Origin of the sequence: Anaeromyxobacter sp. SG64 (genome assembly GCF_022690745.1) — a bacterium.
Taxonomy (GTDB): domain Bacteria; phylum Myxococcota; class Myxococcia; order Myxococcales; family Anaeromyxobacteraceae; genus Anaeromyxobacter; species Anaeromyxobacter soli.
The window spans coordinates 1-18,148 of record NZ_JALCZB010000092.1; the positions used below are offsets into that span (position 1 = coordinate 1).

Annotated in this window: 17 protein-coding genes; 7 read left to right on the top strand and 10 right to left on the bottom strand. The window is 73.7% G+C overall.

The genetic code is table 11. The features are described 5' to 3' along the window. Both MNZ29_RS19765 and MNZ29_RS19770 read right to left on the bottom strand, forming a co-directional pair. Positions 1-782 (bottom strand): DUF4388 domain-containing protein (locus MNZ29_RS19765; RefSeq protein WP_242356428.1); only part of this gene is annotated, 782 nt, incomplete at its 3' end. A 25-nt stretch (positions 783-807) separates the two neighbouring features. Then, complete coding sequence (locus MNZ29_RS19770) at positions 808-1,296, bottom strand: tRNA (cytidine(34)-2'-O)-methyltransferase (protein WP_242356430.1); 489 nt, start codon at positions 1,294-1,296, stop codon at positions 808-810. Here MNZ29_RS19770 and MNZ29_RS19775 point away from each other — a divergent pair. After that, a complete protein-coding gene (locus tag MNZ29_RS19775; protein WP_242340520.1) occupies positions 1,295-2,236 on the top strand; it encodes a diacylglycerol kinase family protein in 942 nt (313 codons plus the stop codon). The two genes, MNZ29_RS19770 and MNZ29_RS19775, sit on opposite strands and share 2 nt — an antisense overlap. Positions 2,237-2,260: 24 nt before the next feature. Continuing rightward, positions 2,261-3,031, top strand: coding sequence for a Stp1/IreP family PP2C-type Ser/Thr phosphatase (locus MNZ29_RS19780; RefSeq protein WP_242340521.1), 771 nt, complete (start codon positions 2,261-2,263; stop codon positions 3,029-3,031). Between the two features lie 18 nt (positions 3,032-3,049). Here MNZ29_RS19780 and MNZ29_RS19785 read toward each other — a convergent pair whose 3' ends face one another. Then, entirely contained in the window at positions 3,050-4,090 is a 1,041-nt protein-coding gene (locus MNZ29_RS19785; protein ID WP_242356432.1) for a nucleotidyltransferase family protein, read from the bottom strand. A gap of 8 nt (positions 4,091-4,098) precedes the next feature. Beyond that, positions 4,099-4,545, bottom strand: coding sequence for a GAF domain-containing protein (locus MNZ29_RS19790; RefSeq protein WP_242340523.1), 447 nt, complete (start codon positions 4,543-4,545; stop codon positions 4,099-4,101). Positions 4,546-4,565: 20 nt separating this feature from the next. Here MNZ29_RS19790 and MNZ29_RS19795 point away from each other — a divergent pair, with 20 nt between their 5' ends. Beyond that, entirely contained in the window at positions 4,566-5,753 is a 1,188-nt protein-coding gene (locus tag MNZ29_RS19795) for an MFS transporter (RefSeq protein WP_242356434.1), read from the top strand. Between the two features lie 290 nt (positions 5,754-6,043). Here the strand turns inward: MNZ29_RS19795 and MNZ29_RS19800 are convergent, their stop codons facing one another. The 3 genes from MNZ29_RS19800 to MNZ29_RS19810 are packed head-to-tail and all read right to left on the bottom strand — an operon-like array spanning position 6,044 to position 9,873. Continuing rightward, a complete protein-coding gene (locus tag MNZ29_RS19800; protein ID WP_242356436.1) occupies positions 6,044-7,843 on the bottom strand; it encodes a DUF294 nucleotidyltransferase-like domain-containing protein in 1,800 nt (599 codons plus the stop codon). Positions 7,844-7,854: 11 nt separating this feature from the next. Continuing rightward, positions 7,855-9,591: a sodium:solute symporter family protein gene (locus MNZ29_RS19805; protein WP_242340526.1), complete on the bottom strand. Its 1,737-nt coding sequence runs from the start codon at positions 9,589-9,591 to the stop codon at positions 7,855-7,857. A 24-nt stretch (positions 9,592-9,615) separates the two neighbouring features. After that, positions 9,616-9,873 carry a DUF4212 domain-containing protein gene (locus MNZ29_RS19810; protein ID WP_242340527.1) on the bottom strand — a complete coding sequence of 86 codons (258 nt, stop codon included), beginning with the start codon at positions 9,871-9,873 and terminating at the stop codon, positions 9,616-9,618. 241 nt (positions 9,874-10,114) lie between these two features. Between MNZ29_RS19810 and MNZ29_RS19815 the strand changes: the two genes are divergently transcribed. Together MNZ29_RS19815 and MNZ29_RS19820 are read left to right on the top strand one after the other, a co-directional pair. Next, entirely contained in the window at positions 10,115-11,800 is a 1,686-nt protein-coding gene (locus MNZ29_RS19815; RefSeq protein ID WP_242340528.1) for an MFS transporter, read from the top strand. Between the two features lie 117 nt (positions 11,801-11,917). Further along, a complete protein-coding gene (locus tag MNZ29_RS19820; protein WP_242340529.1) occupies positions 11,918-12,118 on the top strand; it encodes a hypothetical protein in 201 nt (66 codons plus the stop codon). A gap of 10 nt (positions 12,119-12,128) precedes the next feature. On the opposite strand, the gene MNZ29_RS19825 is transcribed toward MNZ29_RS19820, so the two are convergent. The 3 genes from MNZ29_RS19825 to MNZ29_RS19835 all read right to left on the bottom strand — a co-directional run bounded on the left by MNZ29_RS19825 (position 12,129) and on the right by MNZ29_RS19835 (position 15,740). Further along, complete coding sequence (locus tag MNZ29_RS19825) at positions 12,129-13,598, bottom strand: bifunctional serine/threonine-protein kinase/universal stress protein (protein ID WP_242356437.1); 1,470 nt, start codon at positions 13,596-13,598, stop codon at positions 12,129-12,131. 2 nt (positions 13,599-13,600) lie between these two features. Continuing rightward, entirely contained in the window at positions 13,601-14,344 is a 744-nt protein-coding gene (locus MNZ29_RS19830; RefSeq protein WP_242340531.1) for a metallophosphoesterase, read from the bottom strand. A 76-nt stretch (positions 14,345-14,420) separates the two neighbouring features. Beyond that, positions 14,421-15,740, bottom strand: a complete 1,320-nt coding sequence (locus MNZ29_RS19835) for a sodium:proton antiporter (RefSeq protein WP_242356439.1) — start codon at positions 15,738-15,740, stop codon at positions 14,421-14,423. A gap of 331 nt (positions 15,741-16,071) precedes the next feature. Between MNZ29_RS19835 and MNZ29_RS19840 the strand changes: the two genes are divergently transcribed. Together MNZ29_RS19840 and MNZ29_RS19845 are read left to right on the top strand one after the other, a co-directional pair. Then, on the top strand, positions 16,072-16,407 hold the full coding sequence (locus tag MNZ29_RS19840; RefSeq protein WP_242340533.1) for a DUF485 domain-containing protein: 336 nt from the start codon (positions 16,072-16,074) through the stop codon (positions 16,405-16,407). A 24-nt stretch (positions 16,408-16,431) separates the two neighbouring features. Beyond that, on the top strand, positions 16,432-18,045 hold the full coding sequence (locus MNZ29_RS19845; protein ID WP_242340534.1) for a sodium/solute symporter: 1,614 nt from the start codon (positions 16,432-16,434) through the stop codon (positions 18,043-18,045). Positions 18,046-18,148 lie beyond the last annotated feature (103 nt).

Consider the following 18,148-nt stretch of genomic DNA (forward strand, 5'->3'; position numbering starts at 1 on the left):
CCCGCGCCGTCGGCTCCGGGCGGCGACTCGAGCACGAGCGTGGGCACCGTCCGCTCCCCCGCCGTCGCCGGCGCCGCGAGGTCGAGGAGGAGCAGCGCCGCGAGGAGCGCGAGGGCGCGCTCCGGCGGCACCTCGGACGCGGCGAGGTAGGCGTCGAGCGGGAGCGGCGCGGCGAGCCGCGCGACGAGCCTGCGCTCGGCCGCGGCGAGCCCGCGCGCCAGCTCCGGCTCGGCGTCCGCGTAGACGTCCGCGAGCTTCGCGCCCGCCTCCGCGGCGCGCAGCGTGACGCTCACGAGGTCCGCCGCCTGCGGCGCCGCGAGCGCGTCGGCGAGGACGCGCAGCGGCGAGAGGAGGCCGGCGCGCGTCCACTCCGGCACCGCGGCGCTCGCCTCGAACGCGAACGGCCCGGCGGGCAGCGCCGCGAGCTGGGCGACGTACCCCGCCTGCTGCTCCTCGAGCGCGTGCTCGACCTGCTCCCGCGAGGCCGCGCCCATCGCCACCAGGATCTCGCCGTGCGGCCGGCGCGTCTCGGCCATGCGCACCAGGCTGAGCGACAGCGCGTCGATGTCGATGACGCCGGCGGCGAGGAGCATGTGCCCGAGCGGCCGGAAGCCGACGAACACCTGGGCGCCCACCGGCGCCCCGTCGTGGAACCACAGCCGCGAGGTGCCGCCTCCGTGCGCGATCTCGAGCACGCCGCTCGCGCGGCGCTCGCGCGCCTCGACCAGCACGGCGGCGAGCGGCGTCCGCGAGAGATCGCCGGGCGCGTCGAGCAAGCTCATGGGCGGGGCATGTTACACCCGCGGGTCACGCTCCGCGAACGGACGCCAGCGCCGCGTACAGCGCCACTCCCGCCGCCACCGCGAGGTTCAGGCTGCGCATGCCCTCGCGCATCGGGATCCCCACCTGCCGCTCGGGCCAAGCGGCGAGCAGCGCCGGCGGGAGCCCGAGCTGCTCCTGGCCGAGGACGAGGAAGTCACCCGGAGCGAAGCGCACCTCGAACAGGCCCCGCTCCGCGCGGGCCGTGAAGAGGTGCAGCTTTTCGATTTGACCGCGGAGCGTCCGGGCCTCAAAGTCGCTCCAGTCCGGGTAGATCGCAGGGGCGACCTCCGGCCAGTAGTCGAGCCCGGCCCGGCGCAGCTGCTTCTCGTCGAGCGAGAACCCGAGCGGCCCGACGAGGTGGAGCGCCGCGCCGGTCACGGCGCAGGTCCGCGCGACGTTGCCGGTGTTCGGCGGGATCTGCGGCGCCACGAGGACGATCTGGAAGGGCGGGTCGACGGAGGGCAGGGTCGGCATGGGCGGCATCGGGATCGTGAACAACCCGCGGTCGCGGCGCAACCGGCGCGACCCCCGCATCGCCGGCCGGCTTCGCGCGCTGCTCGGGGACGACGGCGAGGTGATCGACGCCTCCACGCCCGCCGAGCTCGCCCGGGCCGTCGCGCGCTTCCGCGCGGCCGGGATCGACGTCCTCGGCGTGAACGGGGGCGACGGCACGGCGCACGTGGTGCTCACCGCGTTCGCGCGCGCCTACGGCGGGGCGCCGCTCCCGCGGCTCCTGCCCCTGCGCGGCGGCTCGATGAACACCGTCGCCCACGGGCACCACATCCGCGGGCGCCCCGAGCGGATCCTGCGGGAGGTGCTGGTCAGGCGGCGCGCCGGTCACCCGCTGCGCACGGTCGAGCGGGACCTCCTCGCCGTCTCCGCCGACGACGGGCCGCCCATGTACGGGTTCATCTTCGGCACGGGCGCGGTGGTGGCCTTCCTCGAGGCGTACTACGCCACCGGCCGCACCTCGCCCGCGACCGCCGCGGCCCTGGTGCTGCGCGCCATCGGCTCCGCGATCGCGGGCGGCCCGTTCGCCGAGGCGCTGGTGCGGCGCCAGCGGCTGCGGGTGGTCACCGACGGCGACGAGTGGCCCGACGTGCCGTACCTCGCGCTCGTGGCCGGCGCGACGCCGGACATCGGGTTCGGCTTCAAGGCCTTCGCGCGCTGCGCCGAGCAGCCCGGCTCGTTCCACGCGATCGGGCTCACCGCGGGGCTGCTCCCGCTCGCGCTCTCGCTCCCGCGCATCCGGCGCGGCGCGCCCTGGCGCCGCGCGCTGGCGCAGGACGAGGTCGCGCGCGAGCTCGTCGCGGAGGGCGACGGGATCCGCTTCACGGTGGACGGCGACCTGTACGAAGCGCGGGCGCGGGTGCGGGTGGCCACGGGACCCGGGATCGCCCTCGTCGTACCGTGATACCCTGCGCCGGAGACCTCCACCATGCGGCTCAGCCACGCGGGCATCACCGACGTCGGACGTAAGCGGGCCCACAACGAGGACGCCTACCTGCTCCTCCCGGAGGAGCAGCTCTACTGCGTCGCCGACGGGATGGGGGGCCACGCCTCGGGCGAGGTCGCCGCGCGGCTCGCCGTCGAGGAGATGGCCGAGTTCTTCCGGCTGACCGGTCGCGACGACGAGGCGACCTGGCCGTTCAAGCTCGACCCGGCGCGCAGCCAGGACGAGAACCGGCTCCTCACCGCGGTGAAGCTCGCGAACGTGCGGATCCACGAGCGCGCCCAGACCGACGCGAAGCTCCACGGGATGGGCACGACGCTCGTGGCGGCGAGCTTCCCGAAGGGCGGCGAGACGCTCCTCGTCGGGCACGTCGGCGACAGCCGCGCCTACCTGTACCGCGCCGGGCAGGTGCGCCAGCTCACCGAGGACCACTCGCTCCTCAACGACTACCTGCGCCAGCGCAAGCTCACGCCCGCGGAGGCCGAGACGTTCCCGCACAAGAACGTCATCGTCCGGGCGCTCGGGATGAAGCCGCTCGTCGAGGTCGATCTCGTCCGGGAGGAGCTGCGCGACGGCGACGTGGTGCTGCTCTGCTGCGACGGGCTCTCCGGGATGGTGCCCGACCCGCACATCGGCGACATCATCCGCGCCAGCCACGGCGACCTGAAGCGCGCCGCGCAGACGCTGGTCGACGCGGCGAACCAGGCGGGCGGGGTGGACAACATCACCTGCGTGCTCGTGGCCGTCAGCCGGTAGCGCGCCGCGGCCGGCCGGCTACTCCCGCGTGCCGACCCGATCCTTCCCCACCGCGATCGCGCCCTCGAGCCGCTCGCCCGGGGCGAGCTCCGTCCCCTCCCACACGATCCCCTCGCGGACCGTCGCGCCCCCCGGGACCGACGCGCCCGGACCGATCACCGCGCGAGGGCCCACCTCCGCCCCCGCGCCGACGGCGGCGCCCGCGCAGACGAGCGTCGGCCCCGCGAGCCGCGCGCGCGGGTCGAGCCGCGCCCCCGCCGCCGCGTGGACCCCCGGCGCGACCTCGCGCGTCCCGGAGAACGGGTCCGCGCCCGGAAAGCGCGCGAGCGGCACGCGCCCGGCGAGCACGTCCAAGGTCGCCTCGAGGTAGCGCGCCGGCGTGCCGAGATCGTTCCAGTACCCCGCGACGACGCGGCCGCGCACCGCCCCCGACGCCATGAGCGGCGGGTACACGTGCCGGTTGATGTCGCGCTCGAACGGCGCGGCGGGGACGCGGTCGAGGAGCGCCGGAGAGAGCACGTGCACGCCGGAGAAGTGCCAGGGCGCGAGCCCCTCGCCGCCCGGCCCGAACGCCCCCGCGATGCGCCGGACTGCGCCGCCCGCGTCCGTCTCGACCGACGCGTAGCGCGCGCCGGCGGGCATGGGGAGCAGCACCATCGTGGCGAGCGCGCCCGAGGCGCGGTGCTCCGCGAGCGCCGCAGCGACGTCGACGTCGAAGAGCACGTCGCCGTTCACGAGCACGATCGCGTCCGCGCCGGCGAGGTGAGCGCGCGCCTCGCGCAGCGCGCCGCCGGTGCCGGCGATGACCGGCTCGCGCGAGACGGCGAGCGCCATGCCGAGCGCGCGTGCCGCCTCCCCGGCCGCCGCCGCCATCCCGTCCGGCAGGTGGTGGACGTTCACGACGGCGCGCCGCACGCCGGCGCCGGCGAGGAGCGCGAGCGACCAGCGCACGAGCGGCACGCCGCACACCGGCACCCCCGGCTTCGCCACCCGCGCGGTGAGGGGCCGGAGCCGCGTGCCCAGCCCGGCGCACAGCACCATGCCGACGACGTCGCCCATCGCGCGCCTCAGGGGAAGACCGGCTCGAGGATCGCGGCGACCTCGGCGAGGAACGTCCGGTCCTCGGCGCCGAAGGCACCCGGGTGATCCGAGTCCACGTCGATCTGGGCGAGGTAGCGCTCGCCGCGGAGGATGGGGAACACGATCTCGGAGCGCGTCTCGAGGTTGCACGCGAGGTAGCGCGGATCGGCGGCGACGTCGTCCACGAGCACGACGTCCTTCGTGCGCGCGGACAGCCCGCAGAGCCCCTCGCCCACCGGGATGCGGACGTGCGGCGTGTCGCGGCCGGCGAACGCGTCGAGCTCCAGCACCCCGCCGCGCAGGACGTAGAGGTACACGCCGGTGTAGCGGGGGAGACGCTGCAGGATCGCGGCGGCCTCGCGGAGCGCCTCCCGGTAAGGGCGGCGGGCGGCGACCCGGAGGGCTTCGAGGGCGCCAGCGCGTTCGGAGTCCATGGTAAAGCCGAAGATAACAGATGGTCCCCGCGGCGCGCCTTCGCCTCTTCTACTTCCTCTACTACGGCACGGTCGGCACGAACCTGCCGTACTTCGCGGCCTATCTGCGCGGCCTCGGCTACACCGGCGAGCAGATCGGCACGGTCCAGATGCTCCCCTCGCTCGCGGCGCCCGCGGTGGCGATCTCGTGGGCGAGCTGGGCAGACCGGCGCGGATCGCCGGCGCGCGCCCTGCGCCGCGCGGCGCTCGTCGCCGTGTCCGCCGCCGTGCTGCTCCCCCTCGTGCGCTCGCCGCTCGCCGTCGGCGCGGTGCTCCTCGTGCAGGCGCTCGGCGAGCGCGCGGTGGTGCCGCTCGTCGACTCCGTGTCGCTCGAGTGGACGCGCGCGCGGCCCGGGACCTCCTACACGGGCCTGCGCCTCTTCGGATCGCTCGGGTTCGTCGCCCTCGCGCTCGGCGTGGGGCGCGCGCTCGCGCTCCGGGGCGATCGCCCGGGCGACGTGCTCGTCCCGGCGCTCGTCGCCTGCGGCGTCGCCGGCTACGCGCTCGTGGCGCGCACCGTCCCGGCTGCGCCGCCCCACCCCGGCGCCCGCCCCGGCCTCGCGGACCTCGGGCAGCTCGTCAGGGACCGCCGGCTCCTGCTCTTCCTCGCCGCCTGCGCGCTCCACTGGGCGGCCTGCGCGCCGTACCACCTCCTCTTCGGCGTGCTCGTGCGCGACCGCGGCCTGCCGTCGGACGTGACGGGGCTCGGCATGGCCGCCGGCGTGGTCGCGGAGATCGCGGCGCTGCTCGTCTTCCCGCGGCTCGAGCGCCGCCACTCGCTGCGGCGCCTCCTCGCGGTGGCGTTCCTCGGCAGCGCCGTGCGCTGGGCGCTCGTCTCGCGCGCGGAGTCGGCGGGCGCGATCGTGGCGCTCCAGCTCCTGCACGGGCTCAGCTTCGGCCTGTTCTGGGGCGCGGCGATGGACGCCATGGCGGAGCTCGTGCCCCCGCGGCTCCGCGCCTCCGGCCAGGCGCTCTTCTCCGCGATCGTGTTCGGCGCGGGGAACGCCTTCGGCTACCAGCTCGCGGGCGCCGGCTACGACCGCTACGGCTCCGCGGCGCCCCTCTTCGTCTGGGCGGCGGCCCTCGAGATCGCGGCGCTCGCCTTCGCGCTCCTGTTCCTCGGCCGGCGCGCCGCCGCGCCGGCGGCGGGGCCCGCGCGGCCCGCCTGAGCGCCGATCTGCTCACTCGTGGACACCGCGGGAGGAGCCCGCGCATCGCGCGGGGAGGGCGAAGCCCCTCCCGGCGGGGAACCTGCGCGCACCCGCGACAGCGGGCACGGGTCACGGGCCCCGCGACCGCGGGAGGGGCCCCGCGCAACGCGCGGGGAGGGGCGAAGCCCCTCCCGGCGGGGAACCTGCGCGCACCCGCGACAGCGGGCGCGCAGGTTCACGGGCCCCGCCGAGCAGGGGTGGGGCCCCAGCGGCTCTGCCGCTGGGGCGGGGACGCAGTCCCCGTGAGATCAGAACCTCGTATGAAAGTGGTGCTCGCCCGCGTCCTGCAGCGCGCGCACCGCCCGGAACGCGTCCTTCACCCGGCTGCGCTCCACCGCGGAGAGCGTCGCGAGCTGGAGCGTGTCCTCCGGCTCGCGGCGCTCCCCGGCCGCGCGGAGCTGCTCGCGCAGGCGGAGCCCGAGCAGGACGCGGAAGGCCTCCGCGGCGGCCACGCCCACGCGCTCGTCGACGAGCCCCGCGCGGACCGCCGCGTCGAGCCGGTCCACGGTCGCGCGGGCCGGCGCGCGCGCCTCGAGGCCGTAGGCCCGGGCGAGGAAGACCACCGGCGCGATGCCGGCCTTCTTGAGATCGATGGCGGCGGCCGCTCGCAGGCGAAGCGTGAGCGCCGCGGGCGGGTGGAAGTCCAGCGCGGCGCGCGCGAGGAAGCGCAGGAACGGCGGCCGATCGACGGCCGCGAGGACAGCGTCCCCGAGCGGCGCCACGTCGAGCGCGCCCGCCACCGCGCGGTGATCCGCGAACGTCGCCGCGTCGAGCAGCGCGCGCGGAGTGGGGGCGTCGAGCCAGCCCGCCACGCGCGACCGCCACTCGGAGAGCGTCCCGTTCCAGCTCCGCGCCATCACGTCGCCGCGGCAGCGCGGGAACCCGGCCGCCTCGAGGTCCGCGTTGGCGCGCTCCGCGAGGTTCACGAACCAGGCGCGCTCCTCGGCGCCCGCGTCGGCGAAGACGATGGCGTTGTCCTGGTCGGTGAGGAGCGTCTGCTCGCGCCGCCCCTCCGACCCGAGCGCGAGCCAGGCGTAGGGAGCGGGCGCGGGCCCGAGATCGTGCTCGCCCCAGGCGAGGATGCGGCGCACGAGCGCGTCGTTGAGCCGGGCGACGAGCGCGGCGATGGCGAGCGCGTCCAGCCCACCCGCATGGAGCGAGGCCGCCATGCGCGCGACCATCGCGGCGTAGCCCGGCAAGGCGGCGCGCGAGGCGAGCCCCTCGACCCGGCGGAGGACCGCCATGGGGCCGGGCGCGGCGCAGCGCAGGAGGTCCGTCGAGGTGACGACCCCGATGACGTCGCCGTCGCGGACGACCGGCAGGTGGTGGACGCCTGCGTCGAGGAGCGCCGTCCAGGCGGCGTGCACCGGCGTGCCGGCGGCGATCTCGCGCAGCGGACGGGTCGCCACCCCGGCGACGGGCGTCTCCGGCCCGAGCCCCTCGGCGAGCACGCGGCCGCGGAAGTCGCGATCGGTCACGATGCCGGGCGGAGCTCCGCGCACGAGGACCGAGGAGATCCCCCGCGCGCGCATCACCCGCGCCGCGTCGCCGACGGTGGCGTCCTCGCTCACCCAGGCGGCCGGGCCGGAGACGAGCTGCTCGACCGGCTGGGCGAGCTCCGGCGGCCCCTCGTGCGCGGGCGCGAGCTCGAGGCTGCGCCGGAGCCGCTCCCCCAGCCCCGTGGCGAAGTGGCCCGCGAAGCGGGCGTCGGCGAGCAGGCGCCGGAACTCCGCGGCGGGCAGCCGGTAGGCGACGAGGTCCTCCTCGACCACGACGTCGAGCGGCGCCGTGCCGGTGAGGAGCGAGGTGTACCCGAACACCTCGCCCTCCTCGAGGACCTGCATCGTCCGCCCGTCGCGCTCGAGCCGCACGACGCCGGCGCGGATGATCCAGAGGTGCTCGAACGGCGTGCCGCCGGCGCGGACGAGCCGCGTACCGGCGGGCCGGGAGACCTCGTCGAGCGCGGCGGTCGCCGCGGCGAGGAGCGGCGCTGGCAGGCCGTCGAAGGGCGGGGTCGCGCGCAGGAAGGCGGCGGGATCGACCGGCACGCTTGGCTCCGTCAGCGCGCCCGGGAGGACGCGGCCGCGCGGGCCGGCGCGGGCTCGCGGGGGTAGCGCAGCGAGGCGACGAGCTCCTGGACCTCGCGCGGCGGGGCCGGCGTCGCGAGCGAGACGACGGTGAGGACCGCCGCGTTCACGAGCGTCCCGAGCGCGCCGATCCCCTCCGGCGAGATCCCGAGCCACCAGTGCTCGGGCCCGTTGAGCTCCGGGTGCAGGTGCCGGAACCACAGGACGTACGCGGAAGTCACGAGGAGCCCCGCGGCCATCCCGGCGATCGCGCCCTCGCGCGTGGCCCGGCGCCAGAAGATCCCGAGCACGAGGACCGGGAAGAAGGACGACGCGGCGAGGCCGAAGGCGATCGCGACCACCTCCGCGACCGAGCCCGGCGGCCTGAGCGCGAAGTAGCCCGCCCCGAGCGCAGCGGCGGCGGCGGCCCCGCGCGCCCACCCGAGCTCGGCGCGATCCGAGAGGCGCGGCGCGGCGACGCCGCGGACGAGATCGTGCGAGAACCCCGCCGCGATCACGAGCAGCAGCCCGGCGGCGGTGGAGAGGCCGGCCGCGAGCGCGCCGGCGGCGACGAGGCCGACCACCCAGGCCGGGAGGCGCGCCATCTCCGGGTGCGCGAGCACGATCACGTCGCCGTCGACGCGCACCTCGTTCCGGGCCGGATCCCCCGAGAGCTGCATGCGGCCGTCGCCGTTCCGATCCGTCCAGGCGACGAGCCCGGTCTGCTCCCAGGCGCGGAACCAGCTCGGCGCCTCCGTGTGCGGCACGCCCTCCACGGTCGCGACGAGGAGGCCGCGGCCGAAGGCGGCCACCGCGGGCGCGGCCGTGTAGAGGACCGCGATGAACAGGAGCGCCCAGCCGGCCGACGCGCGCGCGTCGCGGATCTTCGGGACGGTGAAGAAGCGGATGATGATGTGCGGCAGGCCGGCGGTGCCGATCATGAGGGCCGCCGTGGTCGCGACGACGTCGAGGCGTGGCCGCGCGCCCGCCGTGAACCGCCCGAGGCCGAGGTCGGCGCCGACCGCGTCGAGCGCGTCGAGCAGGTGGCGCCCGGGCGTGACGCCGAGGAGCGCAGCGCCGCCCTCCGTGAGGCGGCCGCCCAGCCCGAGCGCCGGGATCGGGTTCCCGGTGAGCAGCCGCGACACGAGCACCGCCGGCACGAGGAAGGCGACGATGAGCACGAGGTACTGCGCCACCTGGACGTAGGTGATGCCCTTCATCCCGCCGAGCACCGCGTAGAAGAACACGATCGCGAGGGCGATCACGACGCCGGCGCCGATGGGGAGCTCGAGGAAGCGCGCCAGCACGATGCCGACCCCGCGCACCTGCGCGGCCACGTAGGTGAACGACACGACGAGCGCGCAGACCGTGGCCACCGCGCGCGCGGAGCGCGAGTAGTAACGGTCGCCCACGAACTGCGGGACCGTGTACTTGCCGTACTTGCGGAGGTACGGCGCGAGCAGCACCGCGAGCAGGACGTACCCGCCCGTCCAGCCCATCAGGTAGGCGGAGCCGTCGCGGCCGGTGAAGGCGAGGATGCCCGCCATCGACATGAACGACGCGGCGGACATCCAGTCCGCGCCGGTGGCCATCCCGCTCACCACCGGGTGAACGGCGCGATCCGCGACGTAGTAGTCGGCGAGGGAGCGCGCCCGCGTGTAGAGGGCGATGCCCGCATAGAGGCCGAACGAGGCGGCGACGAGCACCCACGTCCAGCCGATCGGGCCCATCCCATCCTCCCAGCGACGGCGGGGTCACTCCTCGTACACGCCGAACCGCCGGTCGAGCGCGTTCATCCACCGAACGTAGACGAATACGAGCGCCACGAATACGAGCATCGCGCCCTGGGTCGCGAACCAGAAGCCGAGCGGGAACCCGAACAGCCGGAACGCGTCGAGCCGATCCGCGAGGAGGATCCCGGCCCCGAAGGACGCGGCCGCCCAGATCGCGAGCACTCCGGCGATTGAGCGCAGGTTCGCCCTCCAGTAGGCCTCGCGCTTGTCTTGCGTCATTTCGCGAAATACCCCCGCGTTAGGTTCCATCCTACGACGCAGCGCGCAACCACCGCGAGCCCCGACGGGTCCAAGTCCGCTGAATTACTCGACAGAACAGGCCCGACGCGGGTTGTGCGCTTAGGTCGACTTTTTGCGCGCAATACGTGCGTTGCCCATTGCCATGCACGATCTGCGTGTGGTACGCCTGAACACGCTGCCCGGCCATTCACCATTCTTAACCGCGCGTAGAGGAGTACCCATGGCGATCGCACCGGTCACCGCCCCACAGCCGCCGAGCGAACCTCCCAAGGCTGTCGGCATCACTCGCGACGAGAAGAGAGTCATCTTCGCGTCGTCGCTCGGCACCGTCTTCGAGTGGTACGACTTCTATCTTTACGGCTCTCTCGCGGCGATCATCTCCAAGCAGTTCTTCGGCGCGCTCAACGAGACGAGCGCCTTCATCTTCGCCCTCCTCGCCTTCGCCGCGGGCTTCGCCGTCCGCCCGTTCGGCGCCATCGTGTTCGGGCGCCTCGGCGACCTGATCGGCCGCAAGTACACCTTCCTCATCACGATCCTGATCATGGGCCTCTCGACCACGATCGTGGGTCTCCTGCCGTCCTACGCGACGATCGGCATGGCAGCGCCGACCATCCTCATCGGCCTGCGCCTCATGCAGGGCCTCGCGCTCGGCGGCGAGTACGGCGGCGCGGCGACCTACGTGGCGGAGCACGCTCCCAAGGGCAAGCGCGGCCTGTTCACGAGCTGGATCCAGACGACCGCCACGGTGGGCCTCTTCCTGTCCCTGCTCGTGATCCTCGGCACGCGCGCCTCGATGGGCCCGAAGTTCGAGGAGTGGGGCTGGCGCATCCCGTTCATCCTCTCCGCCCTCCTGCTCGCCATCTCCGTGTACATCCGGCTCCAGCTGCAGGAGTCGCCGGTGTTCAAGCGGATGAAGGCTGAGGGCAAGGGCTCGAAGGCGCCGATCACCGAGTCGTTCTTCCGCTGGAACAACCTCAAGATCGTGCTGATGGTGTTGTTCGGCGGCGTCGTGGGCCAGGCGGTGGTCTGGTACACGGGCATGTTCTACGAGCTGTTCTTCCTCACCCAGACGCTGAAGGTCGAGGCGATGGCGGCGAACCTCATGGTCGCCGGCGCCCTCATCCTCGCCACGCCGTTCTTCATCGTCTTCGGCGCGCTCTCCGACAAGATCGGCCGCAAGTGGATCATCATGGCGGGCTGCGTCATCGCCGCCGCGACCTACTTCCCGATCTTCAAGGGGCTCACCAAGGCCGCGAACCCCGCCATCTTCCAGGCCGCCGAGGCGAACCCGATCACGGTCGTCTCCGACCCCGCCGACTGCAGCTTCCAGTTCGACCCGATCGGCAAGGCGAAGTTCAACACGTCCTGCGACATCGCGAAGAGCTGGCTCGCGAAGAAGTACATCCCCTACCGCAACGAGCAGGCGGCGCCGGGCACGCCCGCGTCCGTCAAGATCGGCGGCACGGAGATCAAGAGCTTCGACGGGCGGACCCTGCCTCCCGCCGAGTTCAAGACCCAGGCGGCGGCCTTCGACAAGCAGCTGGGCGACGCGGTGAAGGCCGCCGGCTATCCGGCCAAGGCCGACATGAGCAAGGTGAACACGCCGATGGTCGTGTTCCTGCTCTTCCTCCTCGCGCTGTACGTGACGATGGTGTACGCGCCGATCGCGGCCTGGCTCGTCGAGCTCTTCCCGGCGCGCATCCGCTACACCTCGATGTCGCTGCCGTACCACATCGGCAACGGCTGGTTCGGCGGCTTCCTGCCGACCATCGCGTTCGCGATGGTGGCCGCCACGGGCGACATCTACTACGGCCTCTGGTACCCGATCATCGCAGCGCTCATGACCGCCGTCCTCGGCTCGCTCTTCATGCCGGAGACGAAGGACCGCGACATCCATCACACCTGACGTCCCCCGCGCCCCCGCGCCGCGCCGCGGCGCGGGGGCGTTCCTCTCTCCCTCCCCTTCCACTCACTTCGTGCGCCCGCGCGCCCTCGCGCGCGGCGTCGCGCGCCCGGGACCGCAATGAACTCCGCCACCCCGCTCCGCAGCGCGGCCGCCGTCGTCGCCCTCTCCGTCTCCGCGCTCGCCCGCGCCAACGAGGCCACCGGCACGGAGGCGGTCGGCCAGATGCAGGTGTCCGGCTCGACGCTCGCGCTCATGGTCGCCGCGCTCGTCGGCCTCGGCGTCGTGGTCTGGCTGGTCTCGAAGGTCGTGTCTAGATAGACGAAGCCCGTCACGCCCCGGGCGCGCGCGGCCGGACCAGCGTCACCGTGCAGGGCGCCTCGGCCGCGACCTTCGTCGAGACCGTCCCGAGGAGCCGCAGGAGCTGCAGCGGCTCCGGCGCCGCGTCCGGCGCCACCCGCGTCGCGACCGCGCCCAGCATCCCGCGCAGGGGGACGTCGCGCGGCGGTGCGCCGATCACGATGTGATCCACGGCGTTCACGCGAGCGTACTCGAGCAGCGCCGCCGCCGCGTCGCTCGCCTCGAGCACGTGGAAGGAGAGCTGCGTCCCCGGGAGCTTGAGCGGCTCGGCCCAGTGGCGGAGCAGGACCCGGTGCTTGAGCCGCTGGGCGGTCGCGGTGTCCTCCGGCGCCGTGCCGCCGAGGTCGGGCGTGGGCGGGATCACCGTCACGACCGCGAGGCGCGTGTGGTCCCCCGCCGCGAGCACGCGGCGGACCGCCTCGCGGATCGCGTCCGTCTGCGCCGGGTCCGCGCGCGCGGTCGCGAGGGCGGCGAGCACGATCGAGCCGCCGGCGGCGTACGCCGAGGGCTGGGGGCAGGGCGGCGGCTCGAAGCCGATCGCCTTGAACCAGCGGCGCACGACCTGTCCGGTGCCCGCCCGGCGGCGCCGGAGGCCGCGCTCGCCCACCGCGACGTCGGCGGGGTGCGCGAGGTCGAACGCGACCTGCGCGGCCGTCGGGTAGCGGGCCGACGCGTCCGGCTCGAGGCAGTGGAGGATCACCTCCTGGAGCCACTCGGGGACCGCGGGCACGATGGCGCGCGGAGGCACCGGATCGCGCCAGAGCCGCTTGCGGAGCGTGGCGGGGGTGGTCGGGGAGCCGAACGGCGTCTCCCCCGTGGCGAGCTCGTACAGCACCGCGCCGAGGGCGAACACGTCGCTGCGCGGATCGCAGCGGACCCCGAGCACCTGCTCGGGCGCGATGTACGGCGCCGAGCCGATCGGCCGCCGGTACTCCTCGGCGAGGAGGTCCGGGTAGTGCCCGTGGTGCGCGAGCCCGAAGTCGATGAGGACCGCCTCGCCGCCCGGCCGGATCATCACGTTCGAAGGCTTCAGGTCGAGGTGGATGGCGTCCTGGAGGTGCAGCGCGTGGAGCGCGGTCGCGACGGCCGCCCCGAGCTGCGCCACCTCCTCCGGCGGGAGCGGCGCGCGCTCCGCCCACTCCGCGAGGGAGCGCCCCTCGATCCGCTCCATGACGAGGAACGGCCGCTCGGCGTCGTCCCGCGCCGCGACGAAGCGCGGCACGTGGGGCCCCTTGAGCGCCGCGAGCACCGTCTGCTCGACCTCGAAGGAGATGACGCTCGAGGCAGGCTCCCCCGGCCCCAGCCGGGGGACCTTCATGAGGAGCGGGAACTCGGCGCCCGGGCTGGTGACCCGGTAGAGCACCGCCATCCCGCCCGCGTGGACCTGCTCCTCCACGCGGAAGCCGTCGATCTCCGTCCCGCGATCGAGGAGCGCGCCCACGTTCACTCTCCCCGCTCGAGCCGCGCCGCGAGCCGCTCCGGCAGGCCCGCCGCGCGGATCTTCGCGGCGGCCGTCGCCCAGTCGTACGGCACGCGCTGGAACGCGAGCCGCTCGCGCTCCAGGTCGAGGAGCGCATAGCACGCCGCGGTGTTCCCGTCGCGTGGCTGACCGCACGACCCGACGATCGCGAGCCACTGGCGCCGGGGCGGGACGGGGATGGCCACGCCCGGGACCGGCTGGAACGCGATCGGGCGCTCGGCGAGGGCGGTGTAGTAGAGGACCGGCTCGTGGACGTGCCCGGAGAAGACGTAGTGCGTGCCCGCCGCGCGCAGGCTCGCGGCGGCGTGCAGCGGGTCCGTCACGTAGGTCCAGTCCGCGGGGCGATCGGCGCTCGCGTGCACGAACACGAGGTCGCCGCGGCGGACGAGGAGCGGCAGGCTCGCGAGGAACGCCTGGTGGCGCTCGTCGAGCCGGGTGCGGGTCCACGCGATCGCCTCCTCCGCGACGCGGTGCATCGTCTCGGCCCCGGGCGAGACCACCGCGGCGTCGTGGTTGCCGCGCACCACCACCGCGCCCGACTCCGCGTGGGACCGGACGACGTCGAGGACCGCCGCCGGGTCCGCCCCGTACCCCACGAGATCGCCCACGAAGGCGAACGCCTCGGCGCCCGCCGCGCGCGCGTGGTCGAGGCAGGCGGTGAGCGCCTCGAGGTTCGCGTGGACATCGGCGAGGATGGCGAGCTTCATCGCGCGGCCGCCCGGCGCCGGGGGCGGCGCGGGGTCCCTCCGAGGAGAGCTTATCTCCCTCTGGGCCGGTCGGCCGTCACATGAGGAACAGCCAGCTCATCGCCGCGAGGATGGGCAGCAGGACCGCGGCGCTCCAGGCGAGGTACCCGAAGAAGCTCGGCATACGCACGCCCCCCTCCTCCGCGATGGTCTTCACCATGAAGTTGGGGCCGTTGCCGATGTACGTGGCGGCGCCCATGAGCACGGCGCCGAGCGAGACGGCGCGGAGCAGCCCGGCCCCGCGCGCGTGCGCCACGAGCTGCGAGAGATCGCCGGCGTCGGTCCCGACGACCGCGCTCGCCGCGGAGGCGAAGGTGAGGTAGGTCGGCGCGTTGTCGAGGACCGAGGAGAGCGCGCCCGTGGCCCAGAAGTACTGCCAGGGCTCCGCGAGGCCGAGCTCGGCGCCGCGGGCGTTCAGGATCGCGAGCGCCGGGATCATGGTGGCGAAGATGCCCGCGAAGAGCGCCGCCACCTCGAGGATGGGCCCCCACGAGAAGCGGTTCTCCCGGCGGAGCGCGGCCGGCGTCGTGACCCACGCGAGCGCGGCGACGCCGGCGAGCGCGGCCTCCGCGACCCCGGGCGGCGGCGCGAGCGTGCCCGCCACGACCAGCACCCCCACGATGGCGGCGAGCCAGAGCGCGTTGTGCGCCCCGGCGACGTGCAGCGGAACGCGGTGGGCCTCGGCGAGCTCGTCGAGGTCGCCGGGGGTGGCGAGGTCCTCGCGCCGGAAGAGGGTGGAGTCGACCACGTAGAACACGAGGAGCAGCGCGCCGACGACGAACGCCCACTCGCGCCACAGGCGCAGGGTCCACGTGAACGGGACGCCGCGGAGGAACCCGAGGAAGAGGGGCGGATCGCCGAGCGGCGTGAGCAGCCCGCCCGCGTTCGCGACGACGAAGATGAAGAACACGAAGACGTGGGCCTTGCCGCGCCGCACCGAGTTCGCGCGCAGCAGGGGCCGCACGAGCAGCATCGACGCGCCGGTCGTGCCGACGAGCGAGGCGAGCGCCGCGCCCGCGCCGAGCAGCGCGGCGTTGAGCCCGGGGGTCCCCGAGAGCGTGCCGCGCACCACGATCCCGCCCGAGATCACGTAGAGGGCGCCGAGCAGCGCCATGAACGCGACGTACTCGTGCGCCGCGTGCGCGACGGCGCCGCCGTCGAGGCGCGCGACCAGCGCGACGACGGGTACGCCGAGGAGCGCGCTGAAGAGCAGCTTGTTGCGGTTGTGCTCCCAGAAGCGCCCCGCCGCGAGCGGCAGGATCGCGATCCCGGCGAGCACGAGCGCGAACGGGGCGACGCTCCAGACGGGAAGCAGGTGGCCGAGGGGTAGCTCGCTCGCACGGACGATGGGATCCACCCGCCGACGCTAACGGGGCGCCGCTCGGCAGGCAACGCCGCCCTGCGGCCTCGCGCCACCCCGATGATCTCCGCAGCGCCTTGGCGTTCCGGACCCGCCGAGCGCAGCGCTTGCGCGCATTGATTGCGTTACGCTCTCTTTTCGTCCTTGCGCATGTCTTGCGCGCATTGATTGCATCCAGCGATTCATGCGGGCTCCAGGAGCGGGTATTGGACCGCTCCGGGGCAATTTGTTGCGCAACTTTGGCGCGTGCGGCTGTTCACCGCGCAAATCGATCTGCTATGACCACATCCCACGCCTCAAATTTCACGTATCCCGGAGGAGAGCGTTCATGTCGAAACCCGCGGTCAGCCCGCTGAAGGATCGCAGCACCCGTTCCGCGCACGAGGTGATCGCGTCGCCCGAGTTCAAGGCGCTCGTGTCCAAGCGCTGGAAGGTCAGCCTCGTCCTGCTCACGCTGCTGTTCGTGAGCTACTACGGCTTCATCCTGCTCGTCGCGACGAACAAGACGCTCGTCAACACCAAGATCGGCGAGGTCACGACCCTCGCGATCCCGCTCGGCCTGGCGGCGATCGTGATCGCCTTCGTGCTCACCGCCTTCTACGTGGCGTGGGCCAACAAGTCCTACGACCCCGAAGTCGAGCGGATCCGCTCGCAGCTCCGGTAGCCCCCTTCACCGACAGGAATACCAATGACCTCGATCGGCGCGATCCAGGCCCTCCTCCTCACGCAGGCCGCCCCCGCGGCCGCCGGTGAGTCGATGCAGACGTCGCTCGGCTCCCCGTCGATGATGTCCATCCTCTTCTTCTTCATGATCGTCGCGGTGACGCTCGTCATCACCTACTGGGCGGCCCGCAAGACGAAGACCTCCTCCGAGTTCTACGCCGCCGGCCGCAGCGTCTCCGCGCTGCAGAACGGGTTCGCGCTCGCGGGCGACTACATGTCCGCCGCGTCGTTCCTCGGCATCTCCGGCATGGTGGCGCTGAAGGGCTACGACGGCATGATCTACGCGACCGGCTGGCTCGTCGGCTGGCCCGCGCTCATGTTCCTCGTCGCCGAGCCGCTCCGGAACCTCGGCAAGTTCACCTTCGCCGACGTGGTGGCGTTCCGGCTGAAGCAGAAGCCGGTCCGCATCGCCGCGGCGATCGGCGGCATCCTGACGGTGCTCTTCTACACCATCGCCCAGATGGTCGGCTCCGGCGCGCTCATCCAGCTCATGTTCGGGCTCAAGTACGAGTACGCCGAGCTCATCGTCGGCGTGGTGATGCTCGCCTACGTGCTCTTCGGCGGCATGCTCGCGACGACCTGGGTGCAGATCATCAAGGCCGGCCTGCTGCTCTTCGGCGTGTCGCTCCTGACCGTCCTCGTGCTCGCGAAGTTCAACTTCAACCCGGGCAACCTCTACGCCGCGGTCGTCGAGAAGTACGGCCAGACCGCGCTCGAGCCGGGCGGCATCGTGGCGAGCCCGATCGAGGCCGTCTCGCTCGGCCTCGCGCTGATGTTCGGCCTCCTCGGCCTGCCGCACATCCTGATGCGCTTCTACACGGTGCCGGACGCGAAGGCCGCCCGGAAGTCGGTGCTCTACGCCACCGGCCTCATCGGCTACTTCTACGTGATCATCCCGATCGTCGGCTTCGGCGCCGCGGTGCTCACGCCGGGCGGCCGCAAGTTCATCTCCGGCATCGACGGCGGCGGCAACATGGCCGCGCCGCTCGTCGCCGAGCTCCTCGGCGGCACGGCGTTCCTCGGCTTCATCGCCGCGGTCGCCTTCGCGACCATCCTCGCCGTCGTGGCCGGCCTCACCCTCGCCGGCGCCTCCGCCTACTCCCACGACATCTACGTGAACGTGATCAAGGGCGGGAAGGCGACGGAGGAGGAGCAGGTGAAGGCCGCGAAGATCGCGACCATCGTGTTCGGCGTGGTGGCGGTCGGCCTCGGTATCCTCTTCAAGGGCCAGAACGTCGCGTTCATGGTGGGCCTCGCCTTCGCGATCGCCGCCAGCGCGAACTTCCCCGCCCTCCTCATGTCGATCGTGTGGAAGCGCTTCACGACCTGGGGCGCGGTCTGGTCGATCCTCGTCGGCGCGATCAGCTCGTGCGCGATGATCGTGCTCTCGAAGACGGTCTGGGTCGACGTGTTCAAGTTCGAGCACGCCATCTTCCCGATGAAGAACCCTGCGATCTTCTCGATGACGGCGGCGTTCGCGGTCGGCATCATCGCCTCGCTCCTCACGCCCGAGCGCGAGGCGCAGGAGATGTTCGAGGACGAGAAGCTCCGCACCTACCTCGGCGTCGGCGCCGAGTAGCCGCGAGCCCGTGATCCACGCCGCGGCCGGCGCGCCTTCCCCGGGCGCCGGCCGCGGTCCTTTTCATGAGTCAGAAGCGCCGGTACTCGTCGTCGCGGCGGCG